The 22,053-nt window shown below is 48.8% G+C and carries 18 protein-coding genes, 1 other RNA gene, 1 pseudogene and 1 other annotated feature; of the genes and pseudogenes, 2 read left to right on the top strand and 18 right to left on the bottom strand.

Features of this window, described 5'->3' with window-relative positions:
- Positions 1 to 20 precede the first annotated feature (20 nt).
- From N7U64_RS01220 to cymR, 4 genes are read right to left on the bottom strand one after another with little or no spacing between them, the layout of a single operon-like run.
- Positions 21 to 677, bottom strand: a complete 657-nt coding sequence (locus tag N7U64_RS01220) for a tetratricopeptide repeat protein (protein WP_012370946.1) — start codon at positions 675 to 677, stop codon at positions 21 to 23.
- Positions 678 to 690: 13 nt separating this feature from the next.
- A complete protein-coding gene (gene mnmA / locus N7U64_RS01215) occupies positions 691 to 1,815 on the bottom strand; it encodes a tRNA 2-thiouridine(34) synthase MnmA (RefSeq protein WP_318928019.1) in 1,125 nt (374 codons plus the stop codon).
- A 12-nt stretch (positions 1,816 to 1,827) separates the two neighbouring features.
- Positions 1,828 to 2,958, bottom strand: coding sequence for a cysteine desulfurase family protein (locus N7U64_RS01210; RefSeq protein ID WP_290827184.1), 1,131 nt, complete (start codon positions 2,956 to 2,958; stop codon positions 1,828 to 1,830).
- Between the two features lie 14 nt (positions 2,959 to 2,972).
- The gene (gene cymR, locus N7U64_RS01205) at positions 2,973 to 3,380 is read right to left on the bottom strand and encodes a cysteine metabolism transcriptional regulator CymR (protein ID WP_041261991.1); all 408 of its coding nucleotides are present in this window, start codon (positions 3,378 to 3,380) and stop codon (positions 2,973 to 2,975) included.
- Positions 3,381 to 3,443: 63 nt separating this feature from the next.
- Between cymR and N7U64_RS01200 the strand changes: the two genes are divergently transcribed.
- Positions 3,444 to 4,757 carry a replication-associated recombination protein A gene (locus N7U64_RS01200; protein ID WP_318928017.1) on the top strand — a complete coding sequence of 438 codons (1,314 nt, stop codon included), beginning with the start codon at positions 3,444 to 3,446 and terminating at the stop codon, positions 4,755 to 4,757.
- Positions 4,758 to 4,793: 36 nt separating this feature from the next.
- Here the strand turns inward: N7U64_RS01200 and N7U64_RS01195 are convergent, their stop codons facing one another.
- From N7U64_RS01195 to N7U64_RS01185, 3 genes are all read right to left on the bottom strand, one after another.
- A complete protein-coding gene (locus N7U64_RS01195) occupies positions 4,794 to 5,558 on the bottom strand; it encodes a ThiF family adenylyltransferase (protein ID WP_131972445.1) in 765 nt (254 codons plus the stop codon).
- 97 nt (positions 5,559 to 5,655) lie between these two features.
- Positions 5,656 to 5,845, bottom strand: a non-coding RNA gene (ssrS, locus tag N7U64_RS01190) — 6S RNA.
- Between the two features lie 67 nt (positions 5,846 to 5,912).
- A complete protein-coding gene (locus N7U64_RS01185) occupies positions 5,913 to 7,115 on the bottom strand; it encodes a DASH family cryptochrome (protein WP_318928015.1) in 1,203 nt (400 codons plus the stop codon).
- 140 nt (positions 7,116 to 7,255) lie between these two features.
- Between N7U64_RS01185 and N7U64_RS01180 the strand changes: the two genes are divergently transcribed.
- A complete protein-coding gene (locus N7U64_RS01180) occupies positions 7,256 to 7,378 on the top strand; it encodes a hypothetical protein (protein WP_012370953.1) in 123 nt (40 codons plus the stop codon).
- 84 nt (positions 7,379 to 7,462) lie between these two features.
- Here the strand turns inward: N7U64_RS01180 and N7U64_RS01175 are convergent, their stop codons facing one another.
- The 11 genes and pseudogenes from N7U64_RS01175 to queA form a co-directional block, all read right to left on the bottom strand.
- On the bottom strand, positions 7,463 to 8,050 hold the full coding sequence (locus tag N7U64_RS01175) for a DNA-3-methyladenine glycosylase (protein ID WP_131972443.1): 588 nt from the start codon (positions 8,048 to 8,050) through the stop codon (positions 7,463 to 7,465).
- Between the two features lie 60 nt (positions 8,051 to 8,110).
- On the bottom strand, positions 8,111 to 9,877 hold the full coding sequence (aspS, locus tag N7U64_RS01170) for an aspartate--tRNA ligase (protein ID WP_318928012.1): 1,767 nt from the start codon (positions 9,875 to 9,877) through the stop codon (positions 8,111 to 8,113).
- A complete protein-coding gene (hisS, locus tag N7U64_RS01165; RefSeq protein WP_131972441.1) occupies positions 9,874 to 11,154 on the bottom strand; it encodes a histidine--tRNA ligase in 1,281 nt (426 codons plus the stop codon). The genes aspS and hisS overlap by 4 nt, the downstream gene beginning before the upstream one ends.
- Positions 11,155 to 11,194: 40 nt before the next feature.
- Positions 11,195 to 11,418 (bottom strand) — a binding site (T-box leader).
- 56 nt (positions 11,419 to 11,474) lie between these two features.
- Positions 11,475 to 11,912, bottom strand: coding sequence for a D-aminoacyl-tRNA deacylase (gene dtd, locus N7U64_RS01160; protein ID WP_318928010.1), 438 nt, complete (start codon positions 11,910 to 11,912; stop codon positions 11,475 to 11,477).
- 13 nt (positions 11,913 to 11,925) lie between these two features.
- Positions 11,926 to 14,124, bottom strand: a complete 2,199-nt coding sequence (locus tag N7U64_RS01155) for a RelA/SpoT family protein (RefSeq protein WP_131972439.1) — start codon at positions 14,122 to 14,124, stop codon at positions 11,926 to 11,928.
- Positions 14,125 to 14,263: 139 nt separating this feature from the next.
- Positions 14,264 to 14,782, bottom strand: a complete 519-nt coding sequence (locus tag N7U64_RS01150) for an adenine phosphoribosyltransferase (protein WP_012370959.1) — start codon at positions 14,780 to 14,782, stop codon at positions 14,264 to 14,266.
- Positions 14,761 to 17,070: a single-stranded-DNA-specific exonuclease RecJ gene (gene recJ / locus N7U64_RS01145; RefSeq protein WP_318928005.1), complete on the bottom strand. Its 2,310-nt coding sequence runs from the start codon at positions 17,068 to 17,070 to the stop codon at positions 14,761 to 14,763. Before recJ ends, N7U64_RS01150 begins: the two co-directional genes overlap by 22 nt.
- Before the next feature lie 69 nt (positions 17,071 to 17,139).
- Positions 17,140 to 19,351 (bottom strand): annotated as a pseudogene (secD, locus tag N7U64_RS01140) (protein translocase subunit SecD).
- Between the two features lie 153 nt (positions 19,352 to 19,504).
- Positions 19,505 to 19,795, bottom strand: coding sequence for a preprotein translocase subunit YajC (yajC, locus tag N7U64_RS01135; RefSeq protein ID WP_012370963.1), 291 nt, complete (start codon positions 19,793 to 19,795; stop codon positions 19,505 to 19,507).
- A gap of 71 nt (positions 19,796 to 19,866) precedes the next feature.
- Entirely contained in the window at positions 19,867 to 21,012 is a 1,146-nt protein-coding gene (tgt, locus tag N7U64_RS01130; RefSeq protein WP_026827829.1) for a tRNA guanosine(34) transglycosylase Tgt, read from the bottom strand.
- Positions 21,009 to 22,052, bottom strand: a complete 1,044-nt coding sequence (gene queA / locus N7U64_RS01125) for a tRNA preQ1(34) S-adenosylmethionine ribosyltransferase-isomerase QueA (protein ID WP_318928002.1) — start codon at positions 22,050 to 22,052, stop codon at positions 21,009 to 21,011. The genes tgt and queA overlap by 4 nt, the downstream gene beginning before the upstream one ends.
- Between the last annotated feature and the right edge of the window lies 1 nt (position 22,053).

Raw genomic sequence — 22,053 nt, 5'->3', positions numbered from 1 at the left:
CAGCAGAGTCTTTTTCCTGGTTATTTTAGTAAGGCATCCATTTTCGCTTTGGCATCCTGCGCCAGCGTATGGTTTGGCTGATAGGCAAGAACGGTTTCGAGCTCTGTATAACATGCTTCCTGCTGACCTAAAAAGGCCAGTGCAATGGCATAATTATAACGGGCATCGGTGTGTGTCTCTTCGAGCAATAAGACCTGTTCAAAGATTTCAGCCGCTTCTTCAATCTGTTCGTTCTGAGCCAGGGCAAGACCGTACTGGAAGGCGATTTCAACATCCACCCCGTTCAGTTCCGTCGCCTGTTTCAAACGCGGAATCCCCCGAACCGGATCCCCGAGCTTTTGATACGTCAGACCGAGCATGAAATGGAGATCGGCATCATCGAGTCCGTGCAGCAAAGCAAGACGTAACGACTCTTCCGCCTCGACCAATAAATCCGCCGAGAAGTATAAGGCACCTTTGGCATAATGGGCACTGGCGAACGTCGGATCAATCGTCAAGGCTTTATCGTAAAACCGGAGTGCCCGGTCAGCATCGTCCATCGATTGGAGTAATGTCCCCAAGTTGACGTAACCGGTCGGGTCGTTCGGCTGTTCTTCAATGGCATCATTAAAAGCTTGAGCCGCTAATTCATAATTACCGGATTCTAAATGTCGGAATCCGACTTCGTTGTAATTCATCCCAATCTCTCCCTTATGCAAGATACGTTAATGCTTGACCTGCTTTGTAGGCATCGTCAATCGTTGCTCCGCCGAGACAGACATCTCCGTCATAAAAGACGACGGCTTGTCCGGGAGTAATCGCCCGTTGCCGTTCGTCAAATGCGACGTCCAGACGTCCGCCGTCGAGGACACGAACCGTGACCGGTGTATCCGTTTGACGGTAACGGAACTTCGCTGTACAACGGAATTCCGTCCCGATCGGCATAGATGCCGTCCAGCTGATGTCAGACGCATATAAGCCTTCTGAATAAAGCAATTCATTATGGAACCCTTGTTCAACGAACAGGATGTTTTCTTTGAGGTTTTTCCCGACGACGAACCACGGTTCTCCGTCTCCACCAATTCCGAGACCGTGGCGTTGTCCCATCGTGTAATACATCAGACCGTCATGACGCCCCATCGTTGTCCCGTCGAGTGTTCGCATTTCACCCGGTTGCGCCGGCAGATACTGACTGAGGAACTGTTTGAAATTCCGTTCCCCGATAAAACAAATACCGGTCGAATCTTTTTTCTTTGCTGTCGCAAGGTTCGCTTCTTCCGCGATTTTCCGCACTTCTGATTTTTCCATATGCCCAATCGGGAACATCGCTTTCGCAATTTGATCCTGTGACAGTTGGTTCAGGAAATACGTTTGGTCTTTATTTGTATCGACGCCGCGTAATAATTTATGCTCCCCGTCTTCATAGACAGCTCGTGCATAATGGCCCGTCGCAACAAAATCCGCCCCTAAGCGCATCGCATGGTCAAGGAATGCCTTGAACTTGATTTCTTTATTACACATGACATCCGGATTCGGTGTCCGGCCGAGTTTATATTCATCCAAGAAGTACGTAAAGACTTTGTCCCAGTACTCCTTTTCGAAATTGACCGCATAATACGGAATGCCGATTTGATTGGCGACGGCGATGACATCTTCGTAATCTTCCGTTGCCGTACAAAATCCGTTTTCATCTGTATCGTCCCAGTTCTTCATAAATATCCCGATGACGTTGTATCCTTGTTCTTTTAATAAATAAGCCGTAACGGACGAATCGACACCGCCGGACATCCCGACGACGACCGTTGTTTCCTCCGGTGCTTTTGCGCGTGTATTCATTGTTTTCACCTCTTAATTGTTCTGAAACGATTTTACGACATCTATCAGGCCTTGTGCGAGCAGTTCGACTTGCGCCTTGTCGTTTCCACGGCCGAAGCTGATTCGGACCGATTGTTTCGTCCGTGGATTTTCACCGTACATCGCGGACAAGACATGCGACGGTTCGACCGACCCTGCCGTACAGGCACTTCCGCTCGAAACGGCAATGCCCCGCATGTCGAGCATAATCAAAAACGGTTCGATCTCGACGTCCGGGAAATACAGGTTGATGACTTGCGGCAATCCGTCTGTCCCGTTGACTTCAAAATCAATCGTTGAGGAACGAAGCCGTTCGAGCAATGTATGCCGCAACAGTTGATACTGCTTAACCTGTTCTTCGCGTTCCATTGCCGTCAGCCGGACCGCTTCCGCAAATCCGACAATTCCGGCGACATTTTCCGTTCCGGCACGACGCTTTCGTTCCTGTTCCCCGCCATACGACTGAGGAGCCAGTTTGACGGCAGAACGGATATATAATAAGCCGACGCCTTTTGGTCCGTTGATTTTATGACTTGATGCGGACAGCAAATCGATTTGCATCGCTTCCACGTCGATCGGCGACTTTGCAAAGACTTGGACGGCATCGGTATGGAAAATAATCTGTTGTTCCCGGAGGAAACGACCGCATGCCGCAATCGGCTGGACCGTCCCGACTTCATTGTTTCCGAACATGATCGATACTAGAATCGTATCCGGCCGAACAGCTGCCCGTAACGCCTCTTCCGTTATGATACCGGACTCCGGTATTTCGAGATACGTCACGTCGAATCCCCGCTTTTCCAGTTCCTCGAACGCATGAAGCACGGCATGGTGTTCAAACCGTGTCGTGATGACATGACGTCCTTTCGACTGATACTGCATCGCGGCACCGATGATGGCATAGTTATCCGACTCCGTGCCGCCGCTCGTAAAGAGAATTTCCGTCGGTTTGGCGTTCAGTTCCGTTGCCATCATTCGTCGTGCCGTGTCAATCGCAGCCCGCCCCGTCCGTCCGAATGCATGGACGCTTGACGGATTCCCGAATTGTTCGAGCATGTAAGGCGTCATCTTTTCCAAAACTTCCGGCCGCATTGGCGTCGTTGCCGCGTGATCAAAATACATCATCGTTTTTTCACCTCTCATATATAAAACATATAACCCGTGTCATCTTCTTCGGCTAAATCTTTTAATGTCGTCGTATCCAAAACTTGATCGACGGCACTTTGAATTTTATCCCACAATTTTCGTTTCGTCACTTCGTCACAATTATCGCCTTCAACGACGACAAGCGGACCTTCAAGCAGACGGATGATATCTCCTGCTGTGATTTCTTCGGCCGAACGGCCTAATTTATATCCACCGTATGCACCGCGGACACTTTTGACGAGACCGCCGTTTCGGAGCGGGGCAATCAATTGCTCCAGATAATGTTCGGACAGATCATACATCTGGGCAATTTTTTTTAAGGACAACGGCTTGGCTTCGCCTCCTTTGGCGAGTGCAATCATGATTGTCAGACCATAACGGCCTTTTGTCGAGATTTTCATCATGCGAAAAGACATCCTTTCTAGTATAGTAGTAGCTAAAAGTTGAAAGAAGGAACGCTACCTATGGCTAATCTATTTGAATCACATTCTCCGGCCGGTCCGCTCGCCAATCGGATGCGCCCTCAATCACTGGACGAAATCGTTGGCCAACGCCATTTGATCGGAGAATCAACCTTGTTGCGCCGGGCAATTCTCGCCGACCGGCTTGGGACGGTTATTTTTTACGGACCACCGGGAACCGGAAAAACGACGCTTGCCCGTGTCATTTCCAGTTATACGAAATCGGCATTCGAACAGCTGAATGCTGTCACGGCAAAACTGGATCAGTTGCGTGAAGTTTTAAAAGCAGCCGAATCCCGACTGCAGTTTGATCAACAAAAAACGATTTTATTTTTGGATGAAATCCATCGTTTCAATAAAATGCAACAGGATGCTTTACTGCCTGCACTCGAAGCCGGAACGATCACGCTGATTGGCGCGACGACGGAAAATCCGAGTTTTGAAGTCAATGCCGCTCTGTTATCGCGGGCAACCGTCTTCCGGTTTGAAACGCCGACGACAGACGATTTACGGGTCGTCCTCCACCGAACTTTACACGATACGGAGCGTGGTCTCGGCAAATATCCGATTACCGTCACAGAAGAGGCGGTCGATCATTATGTCAAACTGTCGGACGGGGATTACCGGGCATTACTCAACGCACTCGAACTCGCCGTTTTGACGACACCGGAAATTGACGGTGAAATTACGATTGATCTTGCCGTAGCGGAAGAATCGATTCAGCAAAAAGCCTTGAAATACGATAAGGACGGAGACCGGCATTACGATGTCATCTCGGCCTTCATCAAATCAATTCGCGGCTCGGATCCCGATGCTGCCTTGTACTGGCTTGCCGTTATGATTGAGGCCGGGGAAAGCCCCCGCTTCATCGTCCGTCGCCTCTATGTCCACGCGGCAGAAGATATCGGATTATCGGATCCGCAAGCTTTGCTGATTGTGGACGCCTGTGCCCGGGCCTGTGAATATATCGGTTTTCCGGAGGCACGGATCCCGCTCGCCGAAACGGTGCTGTATCTTGCGACGGCACCGAAATCAAACACGGTTATTACCGCGATCGATCAGGCACTCGAACTCGTCCGCCGATCGGACGGCGGTCCGGTTCCACCGCATTTACGGGACGCTCATCATGCCGGTGCTGCAGCACTTGGTAATGGTGTCGAATATCAGTATCCACACCAGTTTCCGCATGCATATGTCAAACAGAACTATTGGCCGGAAAATCTGGCACGAACCAAACCCGTTTTCTACAAGCCAAGTTCCCGCGGGTTCGAAAAACAATTGCAGGCCCGGCTCGACTTTTGGAAAAAACAACCGTAACCGATGAGAAAAAGCGACCTCAGAAGGTCGCTTTTTTTAACGGACACGTTCGATGATGACGCCGGCTTCCCGGACAATCTCATTGATGACATAACTTGCCGCAATCAATCCACCGACCGACGGGACAAACGCGTTTGAACTCGGCGGCATTTTAGCTTTTCGAATCACGGCTTCATCGTTTCCGACGACTTGACGGACTTCTTCGATGATTTTGACCGGTGGTTCATCCGAAAAGACGACCGGGACGCCTTTATGGATTCCTTCCTTACGCAGGCGCGTCCGAATCACTTTTGCGAGTGGATCGTAACTCGTATCTTTAATATCAACGATCTTGATTCGTGTCGGATCCATCTTGTTCGCCATTCCCATACTCGAGATGATCGGAATCTGACGTTGTTTACACTCTTTGATCAAATGAATCTTAAACGAGACGGTATCCGAAGCATCAATGACGTAATCCGGATTTTCTGCAAAAAAGGCTTCATATGTTTCTTCATTGTAGAACATTTTCAAACGGATGATTTCTAAATCCGGGTTGATTTGCATCAGGCGATCCGCCATGGCATCGACTTTCGGCTGACCGACCGTCGGAAGCAACGCATGGATTTGACGGTTGACGTTTGTGATATCAATATCATCTTTATCCACCAGAATCAAACGTCCGACACCGCTGCGCGCCAGGGCTTCCGCCGAAAACGAACCGACGCCGCCGATTCCTAAAATCGCTACAGATTTGGATGCCAATGCGTCAAGTCCGGTCTTACCGATTGCCAGTTCATTACGTGAAAATTGATTTAACATCTCATAACCTCACAATACTCATACTGTTTTACTCGGAATTATATCATAAAAAAAAACGTCATGCGACGTATGGTGTGATTCATCTAAAAAAGAAACGATGGGACCCGAAGTGCCGTGTCGATACCTTATTTTTGAACCTGCTGCGCAGGTGGGTGTCTTATCCGATTCCTATTCGTACGTCCTCCTGCTGTGTTACGAGGCATGTACTACTAGTTGGAACGTCAAACTCCCTATCAAAAAAGAGTGGCTCAAAGATAAAAGGCGGCTCTCGTACATCTCAGGAACCCCATCTGTTGCATTTAATATAGCATTCCCCTTATCGAAATGCAACTGGTTCTGACCCTTAAAATTTGGTCATTTTTCAGTCGTTTCACTTGACATCCAGCGTCGGATAAAGGCTCTGTTCGGATCATATTTTTGTTGCTGAAATTCAGGATTAAACCGTGGTGTCCGGGTCGCATTTCCGACTCCCGCGATATAAGCCCAGTTTCCGTAATTGGAGGCAACATCGTAATCAATCAAATGCTGTTCAAAGTACCGTGCACCGATCCGCCAATCCTGTTTCAAGTCATGAATCAGATAACTGGCTGTAATTTGACGTCCCCGGTTCGACATCCAGCCAGTTTCCTTGATTTCCCGCATGAAAGCATCGACAAACGGTTCTCCCGTCTCGCCAGCTATCCAACGGTCGATTGCCGCCTGATCCGTCTTCCACGTCAAGCGACCGTCCTTCAAACCGTTCGAGCGAAACAGCCGGTGTCCCGTCTCCCGCATCGTCAAATGGAAGAAGTCCCGCCACAATAATTCGAAGTATAACCAGTAGGTCGATTCATTCGCGCCGTGTTCCCATTCCGTCCGTTGCAGTTCCGCCATGACCCTCCGTGGGGACAGTGAACCGTTGGCAAGCCAGGCAGACAGTTTAGAAGAATCATCCACGTCAAAGCCGTTTCGTGTTTCTTTATAGGTAAAAACCGGTCGTTCCAAATACGCGGCTAATCGGTCCAGACCTGCCGACTCGCCTCCCATAAACGGGAACGCGGTTCGCGGGTCGTAGCCAGCTCTCGTTTGAGGTGGTTCGATATACCGAACTTCCCCCGGTGCTTCGATTGGCTCCGCAAAACGCCCGTCATACTCCACTCTTTTCCGGAATGCCGTAAAGACACGTTTCAGTTCGTCACTGCCGATATCTTCCCGGAGATGGAGCGTCTGGGTCTCGTACATCTGCGTGGTAAAATGCTTCTTAACTTCATTTTCCTGCCGTGCTTCGTATTCACCCGTCATCCGGTGAAAATAAACGACATCCTCCGGTTGGACAAGCGATGTCAGCTGTTCGACTGTTTCCTCTTGTAAAATCGTCAGTTCGACGCCGAGTTGTCCTAAGTGTTCCCGCAAGAACCGAAGCGTTTCCTGTTCAAATCTTACTTGCTGTTCGCCACGGTTTCCGGATTCCTGCTGGATAAATACTGCCCGGACTGTATTTTGTTCGTTGCATGCCCGGGTCAACGCCTCGTGATCGTCAACCCGCAAATCGTTTCGGTACCATACGACTCCCGTCATAATCTCAGCTCCTTTCTCTTTTCTACCCGTACTATCTCAATCTTACTTCCTTTCGCAAAGAACCGATGTGCTAGAAAGGTTTTAAGTTTTTGTTTTCGTGGAATATGATTAGTACAACTTACTAAGGAGTGAAACATATCATGGCTGCTAAAAAAGGTAAATTAAGAACATTGATTACGCTTGCTACGACGGTTGGACCGATCGTCTACAAATTCTATAAAAAGCAACAATCTAAAAAATCAATCAACACACCAAAACGATAAAACAGCAACGTGTTTCTCTTTTTAGAGAAACACGTTTTTTGATGTCAGGATGTATCCATCAGCGGTACATCTTTTTTATACGGTTTATTTTTTACTGACCCCATTGCTTTCCCGTTCGTAAAACCGCCATGGATACGCTGTTGCTTCTCCCGCATTCGGAATCCCGATCCTCGTCGTCTGGACGATTTCAGTCGCTTGACCGTTCTCGATCTGAAACCGGTGATCCGTGTAGAGATCAGCACCTGAATCGTCCGTTCTCAATCCGAAGGCCTGACATAATTTAGCGGGACCGTTGACGAGATTTTTTTGCTCGGTTTTGGTCAGTTCCGCATACGGCTTCCCAAAACGGCGGTCAGCAACTAAATCGTGTCCGGTGACGATTTCCGCTCCGCGAAGCAAAATCCCATATCCTTGTCCGACTTCCCCGCAGACAATGTTCAAACAATGATGCATGCCATAGGTGAAATACACATAGATATGACCAGCCTGGCCAAACATCGGCGCGGTCCGTTTCGTCGGTCGTCCACTGTAGGAATGGGCGGCTTGATCGTGCGGACCAAGGTACGCCTCCACTTCGACAATTCGCATCGTGACGTGTTCGACCGTCAACAGACTCCCTAACAATTCCGGTGCCACCTCAACCGGTGACCGTTCAAAAAATGTTCGTTCCATCTTCAGTCCCCCTTATAAAAAAAACAGATTCCCTTCAGGATAGAAGGAAATCTGTTGGTATTATGATTGTTTGACTGCTGTCCGAATCGACAGTTCATTCAATTGTGCGTCTGAAACCGGGCTTGGTGCCGCTGTCAACAGATCGCTCGCAGAAGCTGTTTTCGGGAACGCAATCGTATCGCGTAAGTTCGTCCGACCGGCAAGCAGCATGATCAGGCGGTCAAGACCAAGTGCGATACCGGCGTGTGGCGGTGTGCCGTACTCGAATGCTTCCATCAGGAAACCAAATTGTTCGTTGGCTTCTTCTTCCGTGAAACCAAGCAATTTAAACATCCGCTCTTGAATATCACGTTCGTAAATCCGTTGTGATCCGCCACCGAGCTCATAACCGTTCAAGACAAGGTCATAGGCAACAGCAAGGACACTGCCCGGGTCTGTCTCAAGTTTATCGAGATCTTCCCGGCGTGGCATCGTGAACGGGTGGTGGTTCGCATAAAAACGACCGTCCGCTTCTTCAAACGTCACGAGTGGGAAGTCCGTTACCCACAGGAAGTTGAAGACAGTTTCGTCAATCAAACCAAGCTCTTTCCCGAGTTTTTGACGAAGAGCACCGAGACTGTCGGCAACGATCGACGCTTTTGCCGCGACGAACACAAGTAAGTCACCGGCTTCTGCTGCCGTCGCTTCGACGAGTCGGGCTGTTGCTGCCTCATCAAAGAACTTCGCAATCGGACCGTTCAGTCCGTCAGCGGTTACTTTAACCCATGCAAGACCTTTGGCACCATAAATTGCTGTAAACTCTTGTAATTTATCGATGTCTTTGCGGGAGAACTGATCGGCTGCCCCTTTAACATTCAAGGCTTTGACTTCGCCGCCTGATTCAAGCGCCATTTCGAAGACTTTGAAGCCTGCTCCTGTGACCGCTTCCGCGACATCAATCAATTCAAGACCAAAACGCGTATCCGGTTTATCTGAACCGAACCGGCTCATCGCCTCCGCATATGGCATCCGTGGGAATGGCGTCGTGATGTCTTTTCCGAGTGTTTCTTTCATGACTCGTGTCATCATCGATTCCATCATCGCATACAGGTCTTCGACGTCCATGAAACTTGTTTCGATATCGACTTGTGTGAATTCCGGTTGACGGTCAGCCCGTAAATCTTCATCACGGAAACAACGGGCAATTTGGAAGTACCGCTCAAAGCCTGATACCATCAATAACTGCTTAAACAACTGCGGTGATTGCGGTAAGGCGTAAAACTCACCCGGGTGAACACGACTCGGAACGAGATAGTCGCGCGCGCCTTCCGGTGTCGATTTCGTTAAGATCGGTGTTTCAACTTCGAGGAAGTCCTGTTCGTCGAGGAAGTTCCGCATGATATTCGAAGCTTTCGAACGCAGACGGAATGTTTCCTGTAATGACGGACGACGGAGATCCAGGTAGCGGTATTTCAGACGAAGATCTTCCGATGTCTGTTCCGCTTCTTCACTAATCGGGAACGGCGTCATTTTCGAAGCGTTTAAGATGATGACTTCGTCTGCGACGACTTCGACTTGGCCGGTCGGAATGTTCGGGTTCGGATTTTCACGCTGGACGACTGTTCCTTTGATGTCGAGCACGTATTCCGAGCGAATCGATTCCGCCAGACGGTGCGCCTGTTCGTTTTCCGGTTGGAAGACGACTTGGACGATCCCGGTCCGGTCACGAAGATCGAGGAAAATTAATCCCCCGAGGTCACGTCGTTTTTGGACCCATCCTTTTAGTTGAACGGCTTGGCCGATCGTTTCCTCTGTTACGGTTCCGTTCATATGTGTACGTCCGATCATTGTACTTCCTCCTTTAATTTCGCGACAATCGTATCGGCAACAGCTGATAATGGCACATCAATCTGTTCGCCGGTCGACATGTCTTTTAACGCAGCCGCTCCGCGCTCGACTTCTTCGTCTCCGAGGATGACAGTGAAACGGGCTTTCAAACGGTCAGCCGCTTTGAATTGCCCTTTAAACTTTCGCCCGAGATAATCACGGTCCGCAGCAAGTCCTTCAAGACGCATCAACTGCAACAGGCGTGTCGCCGTTTTTTCAACTTCTTCGTTACCTTGCGCGACGATGAAGACATCAATCGCATCATCGATTTCCGGCAGAACCCCTTCATTTTCAAGCGCCATCAACAGACGTTCGAGTCCGATCCCAAATCCGATTCCCGGTGTGGCCGGTCCACCGATTTGTTCGACGAGTCCGTTATAACGTCCTCCGCCGCAAAGCGTCGTGATCGCGCCGAATCCTTCTGCTTCTGACATGATCTCAAATGACGTGTGATTGTAGTAATCCAGTCCCCGAACAAGAGTCGGATCAATCACGTATTCGATACCAAGCGCATCCAGGTGCAGCAGGACTTGATCGAAATAGTCTTTCGAAGCCGGATTCAAAAAGTCGAGGATCGACGGGGCTGTCGCCATGCTTGGGTGATTGCGGTCGACTTTACAATCGAGTACACGAAGCGGATTCGCTTCAAGACGGTTTTGACAATCCTGGCATAACTCGTGAGCGACCGGCTTAAAGTGATTGACCAGTGCTTCCCGGTGCGCGGCACGGCTTTCGCTGTCTCCGAGCGAGTTGATGACGAGCTTCAGTTTTTTCAGTCCGAATGAGCGGTAAATGCTCATCGCCAGGCTGATGACTTCTGCATCGATGGCTGGCTCTTCACTGCCGAGTGCCTCAACACCGTATTGGTGCAGTTGACGGAAACGTCCGGCTTGCGGGCGCTCATAACGGAACATCGGTCCGATGTAAAAGAGTTTGACGGGCTGATTGGCAGCACCGTACAGTTTATTCGTCACAAATGACCGAACGACCGCTGCTGTTCCTTCCGGACGAAGCGTAAACTGTTCTTTACCGCGTTTTTCAAGCATGAACATCTCTTTTTGAACGATGTCCGTCGTCTCACCGACACCGCGTTTAAACAGCTCGGTTTCTTCGAAAATCGGTGTCCGGATTTCTTTGTAGTTATACCGTTTACTGATCTCCCGCAATTGGTTTTCAATATACTGCCAACGTTCTACTGTACCGGGAAGTACATCAAACGTTCCGCGTGGTAATTTCATCCTAATTCCTCCTTTTGAATACAAAAAAAGCCCTCGTCCGCAAAGGGACGAGAACTTGAAGATCCCGTGGTACCACCCTGGTTGCTGAAAAATCTCAGCCACTCGGTGCAGTTAACGCCTGCCTACGATTTCCCCTACTCTGTTCGTTTCAGGAAAATACCTCAAAAGGGTCTTTCATCTAGTTCGTCTGATCGCTCTTTCAGCCGGGGAGCGACTCTCTATGCAGCCGAGATCTAAATTACTCTTCTTCGTCATTGGTTCTTAATTCGTTCTGTTATCCTTTATATTGCCTCGTCCAAAAGATCCTGTCAAGACTTTGGTCACTTTTCAAGAATCAATGTGACCGGTCCGTCATTGACGAGCGCGACGTCCATCATCGCTCCGAACTGTCCGGTCTCGACGATGATTCCCTGCTGACGTAAACGGGCGTTGAACGCTTCATACAACTCATTTGCAACATCAGGTTTGGCCGCTTCTGTAAAAGCAGGGCGACGGCCCTTTTTGACGTCTCCGTATAAGGTGAACTGGGACACCGATAAAACTTTCCCTTCGACATCCTGAAGCGAAAGGTTCATCCGTTCTTCTTCATCCTCGAACACTCGTAACCCGGCAATCTTGTCCGCCAACCAGTTGACTTGCTCCAGCGTATCGTCATGCGTGACCCCGACGAGTAAAAGAAATCCTTGATCGATTTGACCGGTAACCGCCCCTTCGACCGTCACGCTTGCTTCTTTGACCCGTTGTAATACGACTCGCATTTCTATCCGCTCCTTATGTCATCATGACGCGATGCACGGCATACACGTCTGATATTTGTTTAATCCGATCGACGACCTTTTGCAGGTGATTGACGTTGTCAATTGCAATCGTCATTGAAATCTTGGCCTGTTTACTGTCGTCTCCCTTACCGCTGACAGCCACGATATTCGTGTTCATCGCTGACACCGATTGGAGGACGTCATTCAGCAGCCCTGCCCGGTCAAAACCGGAAATTTCGATTTCGACGTTATAGCTCTTGACCGTCTTACCTTCATGTTCCCATTCGACTTCAAGCAACCGCTCCGGATTCTGTTCATGAATCACATTCAGACAATCGGACCGGTGAATCGAAACACCGCGACCGCGGGTAATATACCCGACAATATCATCACCCGGAACCGGATTACAGCAACGGCTCATACGGACGAGCATGTTGTCGATGCCTTTGACACGAACACCTTCCGGATTTTGTTTCTTCGGCCGGTCAAACGTCTTCATTCCGCTGATCGCTTCGTTTAACTCAAGATTTTTCGACTCTTTATCTTTGCGCAATTTTTCCGTCAATTTATGAGCGACTTGAGCCGCGGTTAATCCATGATAGCCGACTGCCGCATACATATCTTCCTCTTGCGAAAAATTGAACTTCCGCGTGACGTCCTCGAGCGTTTTCTCGTTGATGACTTCTTTTGGTTCAAAACCAAGTTTTTTGACTTCCGCCTCAATCAATTCGCGGCCTTTCGAGACGTTTTCTTCCCGCTGTTGGCGTTTGAACCATTGACGGATTTTGTTTTTCGCCTGACTCGAGACACAAATCTTTAACCAGTCCTTACTTGGGCCGTAACTGTGCTTCGACGTCACGATTTCGATGATGTCACCGGTCTTGAGTTTATAATCGATCGGAACCATCCGTCCATTGACTTTCGCGCCGATCGTGCGGTGCCCGATCTCCGTATGAATCCGGTACGCATAATCAATCGGAACCGAACCTTTCGGCAACTCGATGACGTCGCCTTTCGGTGTGAAGACGTACAGCATATCACTGAAGAAATCGACTTTAACCGACTCCATGAATTCTTCTGCATCCGCCGTATCTTTTTGTAATTCTAAGATTTCACGGAAATGAGCAATCTTATCTTCAAAACCTGATTTTGCTTCCTGCTCTTTCCCTTCTTTGTAAGCCCAGTGCGCGGCAATTCCGTACTCGGCGATGAAATGCATATCGCGTGTCCGAATTTGCACTTCAAGCGGTTCACCCTTCGGCCCGATGACCGTTGTATGCAACGACTGGTACATGTTCGGTTTTGGCATGGCAATATAGTCTTTGAAGCGTCCCGGCATCGGTTTGTACTGCGTATGAATGATTCCGAGGACTGCGTAACAATCCTTGATGGAGTCGACAATGATCCGCACTGCCATCAAGTCATAAATTTCGCTGAACTCTTTTTTCGAGTTTTGCATCTTGTTATAAATGGAATAGATATGCTTCGGACGACCATCGACCTCGGCTGCAATCTCGACTTCTTCCAGGACCTCGTTGACTTCATCGATGACAGACGTAACGAGCGCTTCCCGTTCGGTCCGTTTCTGTTTCATCATCGAGACGATCCGGTAATACTGTTGCGGATTGATATAACGCAGGCTGATGTCTTCCAGTTCCCATTTGATCGTTGAAATCCCGAGACGATGCGCAAGCGGTGCGAAGATTTCAAGTGTTTCTTCCGCCTTTTGAACCTGCTTCTCTTTGACCATATGTTGTAAAGTCCGCATATTGTGCAAACGGTCAGCCAGCTTAATCAAGATGACACGAATATCTTCTGCCATCGCGATAAACATCTTCCGATGATTTTCAGCCAGTTCTTCCCGTTTCGATTTGTATTTGATTTTACCAAGCTTCGTCACACCATCGACAAGCATTGTGACATCTGCTCCAAATTGTTCCGTAAGTTCTTCCAGCGTAATATCGGTGTCCTCGACGACATCATGAAGAAGCGCGGCAATAATCGTTGTCGCATCCAAACCGATATCCACTAGTATCCCCGCTACTTGAACGGGGTGAATGATGTAAGGTTCACCCGATCGACGAAATTGTCCTTCATGCTCGTCTTTTGCGAATTGATAGGCGCGTTCGATATCTTTGACTTCTGCCTCTGTCATGTACTCCGCACATCGAGCGAGAAGGTCTTCTACATTTACGATTTGTTTATTTGTCATCCCTTATCCTCACCCAGTCCCCGGGATTGATTACGCTGAATCCCTAATATATATCCTCTATTATCGTGAAATTTTGATAATATGTCAAAATAAAAAGAAATACCCCCCCGACCACCGTCGAGAAGGTATTGCTTATTCATTAATCTGCGTAACGAATCAAGGATAAAATATCGTATCCTTCTAATTTTTCACGTCCGCCTAAACCGTCAAGTTCGATCAGGAATCCGATTCCAGCAACCGTTCCACCAAGTTGCTCAATCATTTTGATTGTCGCTTCGATCGTACCGCCTGTTGCCAGTAAATCATCGAGAATGACGACGCGTTGTCCTGGTTGGATCGCATCGTGGTGCATCGTCAAGACATCTTTCCCGTACTCAAGACCATACTCGACACGGACTGTCTCACGCGGTAATTTTCCTTCTTTACGAACTGGGACGAATCCGATTTCCATCGCGTATGCTGCTGGGCATCCGACAACGAATCCGCGTGCTTCCGGTCCGGCGATGACGTCCGCGCCTTGCTTACGGGCATAGTCAATCAATGCATCGACTGACTGCTTATAAGCAGGACCGTTCTGCATCAGGGATGTGATATCTTTGAAACTGATTCCTTCTTTCGGCCAGTTTTCGACCTCTTTTATATGCTGTTTGAACTCCATGTCATTTCCTCCTGCTTCGCCGCTTCTACCAAAGTATCAAAACGCTCTTTCAACTGAGCGAGTGACGAATAAATGTATTGTTGCTCAAGACGTTGACGTTCCTCATGACGCTTGTACGTCGCAGCTTCCGTCAAGTCCCGTTTTTCAGCATTCGGGTTTACACCCGGCAGCCCGTCCTCCATTGTAACAAGAAAATCAAGTTCCGAAAACACTGAATGCATAAAGTTAATCGAACGTTTCGACCATTTTCGCGATTTCGACAAACGAACAAGCCCGATTCGGAGCTCATCACGGGGACATTTCGCAAAGTAATTGAAATAATGTTTAAATTCTTCCCGTGACGGAATCGTCTCAAAATAGTACCCTTCGTCCTTAAACGCACAATAAATCCGTTCGGCATCTTTTAAATACGGCAAGAAAGCCGCTTCGTCTTCCGGCAAATCCAAAAAGACAACGTTTGCCTTCGTCCCTCCGTTCAGCGGACGCTCGGCATATTTGGATTGCGTTTCTTCCGAAAATGCAACATACGTCGTCGTGTCGTGCGGAAGTTCAAATAAATCCGTTAACGGTTTTTTCCCGCCGCGGTAATCGAACAATTGATAATCCACGACGGCCAGATCCTGAATCATCAGTTGCGGTTTACGGAAACCGTTCCATTCGTTGATGTTCAGACTCCCCATCAATGAAACTTCAGCGAGCGACGATACTTCGTCAACGGCATCTCCAAACCCGAATCCGATACCATCGAGTTCCGTTTTTCCGTCCGTCACAAGAACCTTCAAATGCGTTAAATCACGTCCGATTCGTTTTAAGTCCCGAATGTTGGCGCCTTCGACGACGACACGCGGCGACGGATTTCCCATACCAAACGGAGACAACCGTCCCATTTCTTCGATCAAGCCGATCGAGACATCCGAGACACGTAAGCGTAAATCAATCTCCGTCGTTGCGACAAACGCTTCGTCCGGCAGACTTACCGCTTGGGCATTCAACCGTTCTCGTAACACCGGGACGTTTTCGGATGACAATGTCATCCCGGCAGCCGCCGGATGTCCTCCGAAGTGCGGTAAGATGTCAGCCGTCTGATTCAACTCGGCAAAAAGGTCAAAGGCTGCAATCGAACGTCCTGATCCTTTAGCCGTTCCTTTTTCTGCATCATGACACAACAGAATGACCGGACGATGGTACTTTTCAACGAGCCGGGATGCGACGATTCCGACGACACCAGGATTCCATTGATCGGAATCAACGACTAAAACACGATCGGACAGATAATGTTGCTCCACCAGTGCCGTCGCTTCTTCGGCAATTTTTTTGACGATATCCTGCCGTTGTTTGTTTTGCTGATCGAGTTGCTCGGCAAGCGGTTCCGCTTCTTCCATCGTTTCCGCAAGCAGCATCTCAAGCGCCGGCATCGCCGAGTCGAGACGTCCGGCCGCATTGATCCGGGGACCGAAGGCAAATCCGACCGATTCTTCCGTCAGTTCGTCTTCAACGAGACTGCAGACTTTCCGTAACGCCAGGATGCCAGGCCGTTCACTCGCATTCAACGCTTCAATTCCTTTTGCTGCAAGCAAACGATTTTCACCGATCAGCGGGACTAAATCGGCAATTGTTCCGAGTACCGCCAAATCAAGCAATTCTTCCGGTACACGCCCGAGCAGCGCGTGGGCAACCTTAAAAGCTACACCGGCTCCAGCGAGCTTCGAATACGGATAGTTGGAATCGACACCCGGATGAATCATGGCAAAAGCGTCCGGCAAGACCTCTTTTGCTTCATGGTGATCGGTAATGATTAAATCGACGCCGAGTTCTTTTAAGACAGCCGCTTCCTCGATGCCGGAAATCCCGCAGTCGACCGTGATGACAAGACCAAATCCTTCTTCCGCTGCCCAGCGGAACGCCGCCTCGTTTGGTCCATAACCTTCCGTAAAACGATTCGGAATATAACATTCCGCCATCGCACCGATTTCAATCAGCGCATGCCATAAAATCGCAGCGGAACTGACACCGTCGACATCGTAGTCGCCGTAAATCAAAATCATTTCACCTTCATCTGCCGCCTGCTGGATCCGGGTGATTACTTTGGTCATATCCTGGAACAAAAAAGGATCATGAAATGCCGTTTGATCCGTTTCCAAAAACGCCTTGGCTTGATCAGCGGTATCAAATCCCCGCTGAACAAGCAAGTGCGCGACTTGCCGGGATACGTTCACCTGGTCGGCTAACTCGTCTATTTTAAGCGAATCGACGTCTTTGTCAATCCATGTTTTCTTTGAATGATACATCTAATCCCTCCAATCAACTCCATCATTATAGAACAAAACCCGCGTTAGCGATAGCTAACGCGGGTCAGGTTATGAGGCTTGTTTAGATGATTTGAGCGTCCGGCCTTTCATGACGAGCCACAATTGGGCTGCAATGAAAATTGAAGAATACATCCCCATGATCAGACCCACCAATAAGGCAAGGCTGAATCCACGGATGGCTTCACTACCGAAGATATAGAGCGCCGCTGCAGTCATGATGACTGTGACGACAGTATTGATCGAACGAATGATTGTCTGTTGAATCGATTCGTTGACGATATGCGACAATTCACTGAATGTCACCTGGCGGCCGCCTTTTTCAGCATGGGCGAGATTTTCCCGAACCCTGTCAAACGTAACAATCGTATCATTGACCGAGTAACCGATAATGGTCAAAATCGCTGCGATGAAGTACAGATTGACTTCAATCTGGAACAGCGAGAAGAACGCGATGATCATCAAGGCGTCATGGAGCAACGCAAGAACAGTCGCAATCCCGTATAACGGTTGGAAACGGAACGAGACGTAGATGACAATCCCAAGCGACGCCAGTAAAACGGCATAAATCGCATTACGGGCAATCTCCTGACCAACCTGGGCAGATACAGTCGAGATGCTTGGTTCTTTCTTGTATTTTGCTTCAATCGCTTGTTTCATTTTCGAGATTTGTTGCTGATTGAATTCTCCGACGAACGTCACGTTCGCGAGCTTTCCGCCTTGCGCAAATTGGACACCGTTAATTTCCGCTGCATCAATTCCCGCATCTTCGATAACGGAACGAACCTCTGATTCCTTGATCGTGTTCGTTGAAGAAATTTCAACCCGTGTTCCTTCTGTAAAGTCGATTCCGAGATTCAAGCCGCGGAATGTGAGCAACAAAACAGAAATGACGACAAGGGCAATCGTGATGATGAAGTAAATGTTCCGGTGTTTTACATAATCAAATTTCGTTGGATTAAAGTTCACGAATTTCATCCTCCTTTACGCCAAACCAGGTTTTCTTCTTATCAAACCATCGGCTGCTGACGAGAAGTTGCATCAGGTAACGCGAGATGAAAACATTCGTGACGAACGTTACGGCAATCGAGACCATCAGCATGATCGCGAATCCTTTGACGGTACTCGTTCCGAAGTAATACAACACGCCTGCAGAAATCAACGTCGTCAAGTTGGCATCAAGAATCGTACCAAATGAGCGGCGGTTACCGGCTTTGAAAGCAGACAAGACAGATTTCCCGCTTCGGAGTTCATCTTTGATCCGTTCTGCCGTGATGATGTTGGCATCTACCGCCATCCCGACTCCAAGGACAAGGGCCGCGATTCCCGGTAAGGTCAGTACGGCATTAATTCCGTTAAAGAAGATCATGACGAGATAGATGTAGAACAACAGGGTAATGATCGATACGAAACCGGATACCCGGTAAAACAGCAACATGAACAAGAAGACGGCTGCGACACCGATCATCGACGCAAACAATGTCTGGTCGAGGGCATCTTGACCAAATGCGGCCGAGACGGACGTCGAGTAAATCTCATCCAGTTTAACCGGAAGTGCTCCGGCGTTTAAGATCGAGGATAGTTGCTTCCCGTATTCTGCTGTAATGTCACCACCTGAGATGATGGCTTTATCCGAGTTGATCGGCTGTTGGACCGATGCATCGGAGACGATTTTAGAGTTTTCTTTTTGAATCTCTTTTTCGTACGTATCGCCTTTCTCATAATCGAGCCAAATGACAAGACGATTGGCGGGCGGTTGCATTTTTGATACTTGTTGTGTCACTTCATAAAATTTTTCTTTCGATTTCATCGTCAGTTCGACGAGCGGTGCATTTGTTTGCGGATCGTATCCGACTTTTGCGCCTTTCGCCTTTAAGTCTGAACCATCAAGTAACACTTTGTCGTTGATGTCCCGGAATGACAATTCGGCTGTCGAGGATAGAATCTGACGGGCTTCACTCTGATTTTTGACACCGGCTAGTTGAACACGAATCCGGTTTTTTCCTTCGATCCGGATATCCGGCTCTGAGACACCGAGTACGTTGACCCGGTTTTCGATTGCCGTCAGTGTCGCGCTCATCGCATTGGCATCGATGACGTCACCTTTTTTCAACGGTTGTACTTCATACAACACTTCAAATCCGCCTTTTAAGTCCAGACCGAGTTTTGTGTCTTTTAAGAGCCAATTCGATGTCGTGCCAATCAAAACGAGCAGCGCGGCAACGATGATGAAGAACGTGGCCAGTTTTCCCTTCTTAATCATGCTACATTGTCCTTTCTCTCAATCCCAGTATATTTTCAGACAACTTTCTTATCCTATCCTAGCTTACATAAGAATTGGTAATCTTAGCAATCGTTTTTCTCATATAAAAACAGAAAAGACGCTTCCGAATTCGGAAAGCGTCTTTTTCTAGCCTTATTCGACGATTTCGTCGTCCATGACAGTCGTAGTTTTTTTCGTAACTTCTGCGACCGCACTACGGTTGAACGTCAATTGAGCGTTACCCGATTTCAATGTGACTGTCGTCTCATCTACTTTTTGTACGACCCCATGAAGGCCACCGATCGTTACGATCGAGTCACCGCGTGATAACTGGGTTTGCATCTCACGCACTTGCTTCTGGCGTTTGTTCTGTGGACGAATCAACAAGAAATAAAACACCACGAAGATCAAGATCATCGGGAGGAATGTCAATAATTGTTGCATCTGAGTCAGCTCCTTTTCATTCAAATCACGTTCATTATACCGTAAAAAGAATAGAATTGTCAGACCATTTATCAGAAATTCTTTGCGTTCGGTAAATTATAACCGTATTCTTCAAAGAATTCGTCTTTGAAATCAAGAAGACGATCTTCGCGAATCGCTTGACGGACGCCTTCCATCAACTTGACGAGGAAGTGAAGATTATGTGTCGAACAGAGGTGAAGACCAAATGTTTCCTGTGCCCGGATCAAGTGATGGATATACGCACGCGAGTAATTCTTACAGGCGTAGCAATCACACTTTTCGTCGAGCGGACGGAAATCACGCGCATATTTGGCATTCCGGACGACGAGACGTCCGCTTGATGTCATCAACGTACCATTACGGGCAATCCGGGTCGGCAAGACACAGTCAAACATATCAATCCCGCGGATGGCTCCTTCAATCAAGGCATCCGGCGAACCGACGCCCATCAAATAACGCGGCTTGTCTTCCGGCATGAGTGGTGTCGTGAAATCAAGAGCACGATACATGACGTCTTTCGGCTCTCCGACCGACAGACCACCGACCGCGTAACCCGGGAAATCAAGCGATGCGAGATCGCGTGCGCTTTGACGGCGTAAATCTTCATACTCGCCACCTTGAATAATCCCGAACAAGGCTTGATCCTGAGGCCGTTCATGGGCTTCAAGGCAACGTTCCGCCCAGCGGCTTGTCCGCTCGACTGACGCTTTCATGTATTCATGAGAAGCCGGGAATGGCGGACACTCATCAAAGGCCATCATGATATCCGAACCGAGGGCATTCTGGATTTCCATCGCTTTTTCCGGTGACAGGAACAGTTTATCCCCGTTCAAGTGGTTGCGGAAGTTAACCCCCTCTTCCGTGATGTTGCGCAAATCAGCGAGTGAAAAGACTTGGAACCCGCCCGAATCGGTTAAAATCGCACCATCCCAGTTCATGAATTTATGCAGACCGCCGGCTTCCTTGATGACATCATGTCCCGGACGGACCCACAAATGATACGTGTTTGACAGAATGATGTTCGCGTTCATGTCTTTGATCTGTTCCGGCGCCATCGTCTTGACCGTCGCTTGTGTCCCGACCGGCATGAAAACAGGAGTCTCGAAACTGCCGTGCGGCGTATGGACGATTCCTAACCGCGCACCAGATTGTTTACAAGTCTTGATATGTTCGTACGTTACTGCATGTTTTGTCATCGGTTTAATTCCTCTCTCGTTAAGAACATTGCGTCTCCGAAACTAAAGAATCGGTAGTTTTGTGCAACAGCTTCTTCATAGGCATGTAATATGTGTTCGCGGGTCGATAAAGCGGATACGAGCATGATCAACGTCGACTTCGGCAAGTGGAAGTTCGTAATCAATCCGTCGATTCCTTTGATTTCCTGACCAGGATAGATGAAAATATCTGTCCAACCGGATGCTTCAACAAAATCTCCGTGATCGCGGATGACGGTCTCAAGCGTTCGTGTCGAAGTCGTTCCGACAGCAATGATCCGACCGCCGTTTTTGCGGGTCTCGCGTAAAATCTTAGCGGAAGACTCCGGCAACTCGTAGTATTCGCTGTGCATCTTGTGGCTGTCGACGTCATCGACAGAGACCGGACGGAATGTCCCGAGTCCGACGTGCAACGTCAACGGCGCAAGCTGAACCCCTTTATCCGTCAAAGCTTGCAACAATTCCGGCGTAAAGTGAAGACCGGCTGTCGGAGCTGCCGCACTTCCCCGTTCCCGGGCGTAAACTGTCTGGTAACGATCCTGATCCTCGAGTTGCTCGTGGATATAGGGCGGCAACGGCATCGTCCCGAGTTGATCGAGTACCTCATAAAAAATTCCTGTATACGAAAACTTCAGGATCCGTCCGCCGTCTTCGAGTGCTTCGACACATTCTGCGCGGAGCAACCCGTCACCAAAGGACAGGACGGTTCCAGGTTTAACGCGTTTTGCCGGTTTCGCCAGCGTCTCCCAGACGTCATCGCTTGTCTGTTTGAGTAACAGCAGTTCGATTTTGCCGCCGGTCTCTTCCTTGACACCGAAGAGGCGTGCCGGCAAAACTTTTGTATCATTGATGACAAGGGTATCTCCCGCATTAAAATACGAGACGATATCATGAAACTTTTCATGCCGAAGGGCGCCGGTTTCCCGATTGACGACCATCAGCTTCGAACTCGTCCGATCGAGCAAGGGAACTTGCGCAATCTGTTCTTCCGGTAAATGAAAATCAAATAAATTTACATCCATC

This window comes from Exiguobacterium sp. K1 (assembly GCF_033721435.1).
GTDB lineage: Bacteria > Bacillota > Bacilli > Exiguobacteriales > Exiguobacteriaceae > Exiguobacterium_A > Exiguobacterium_A artemiae.
The sequence above is the reverse complement of the archived record's forward strand: the minus strand, read 5'-3'. Positions and strand labels throughout refer to the sequence as shown.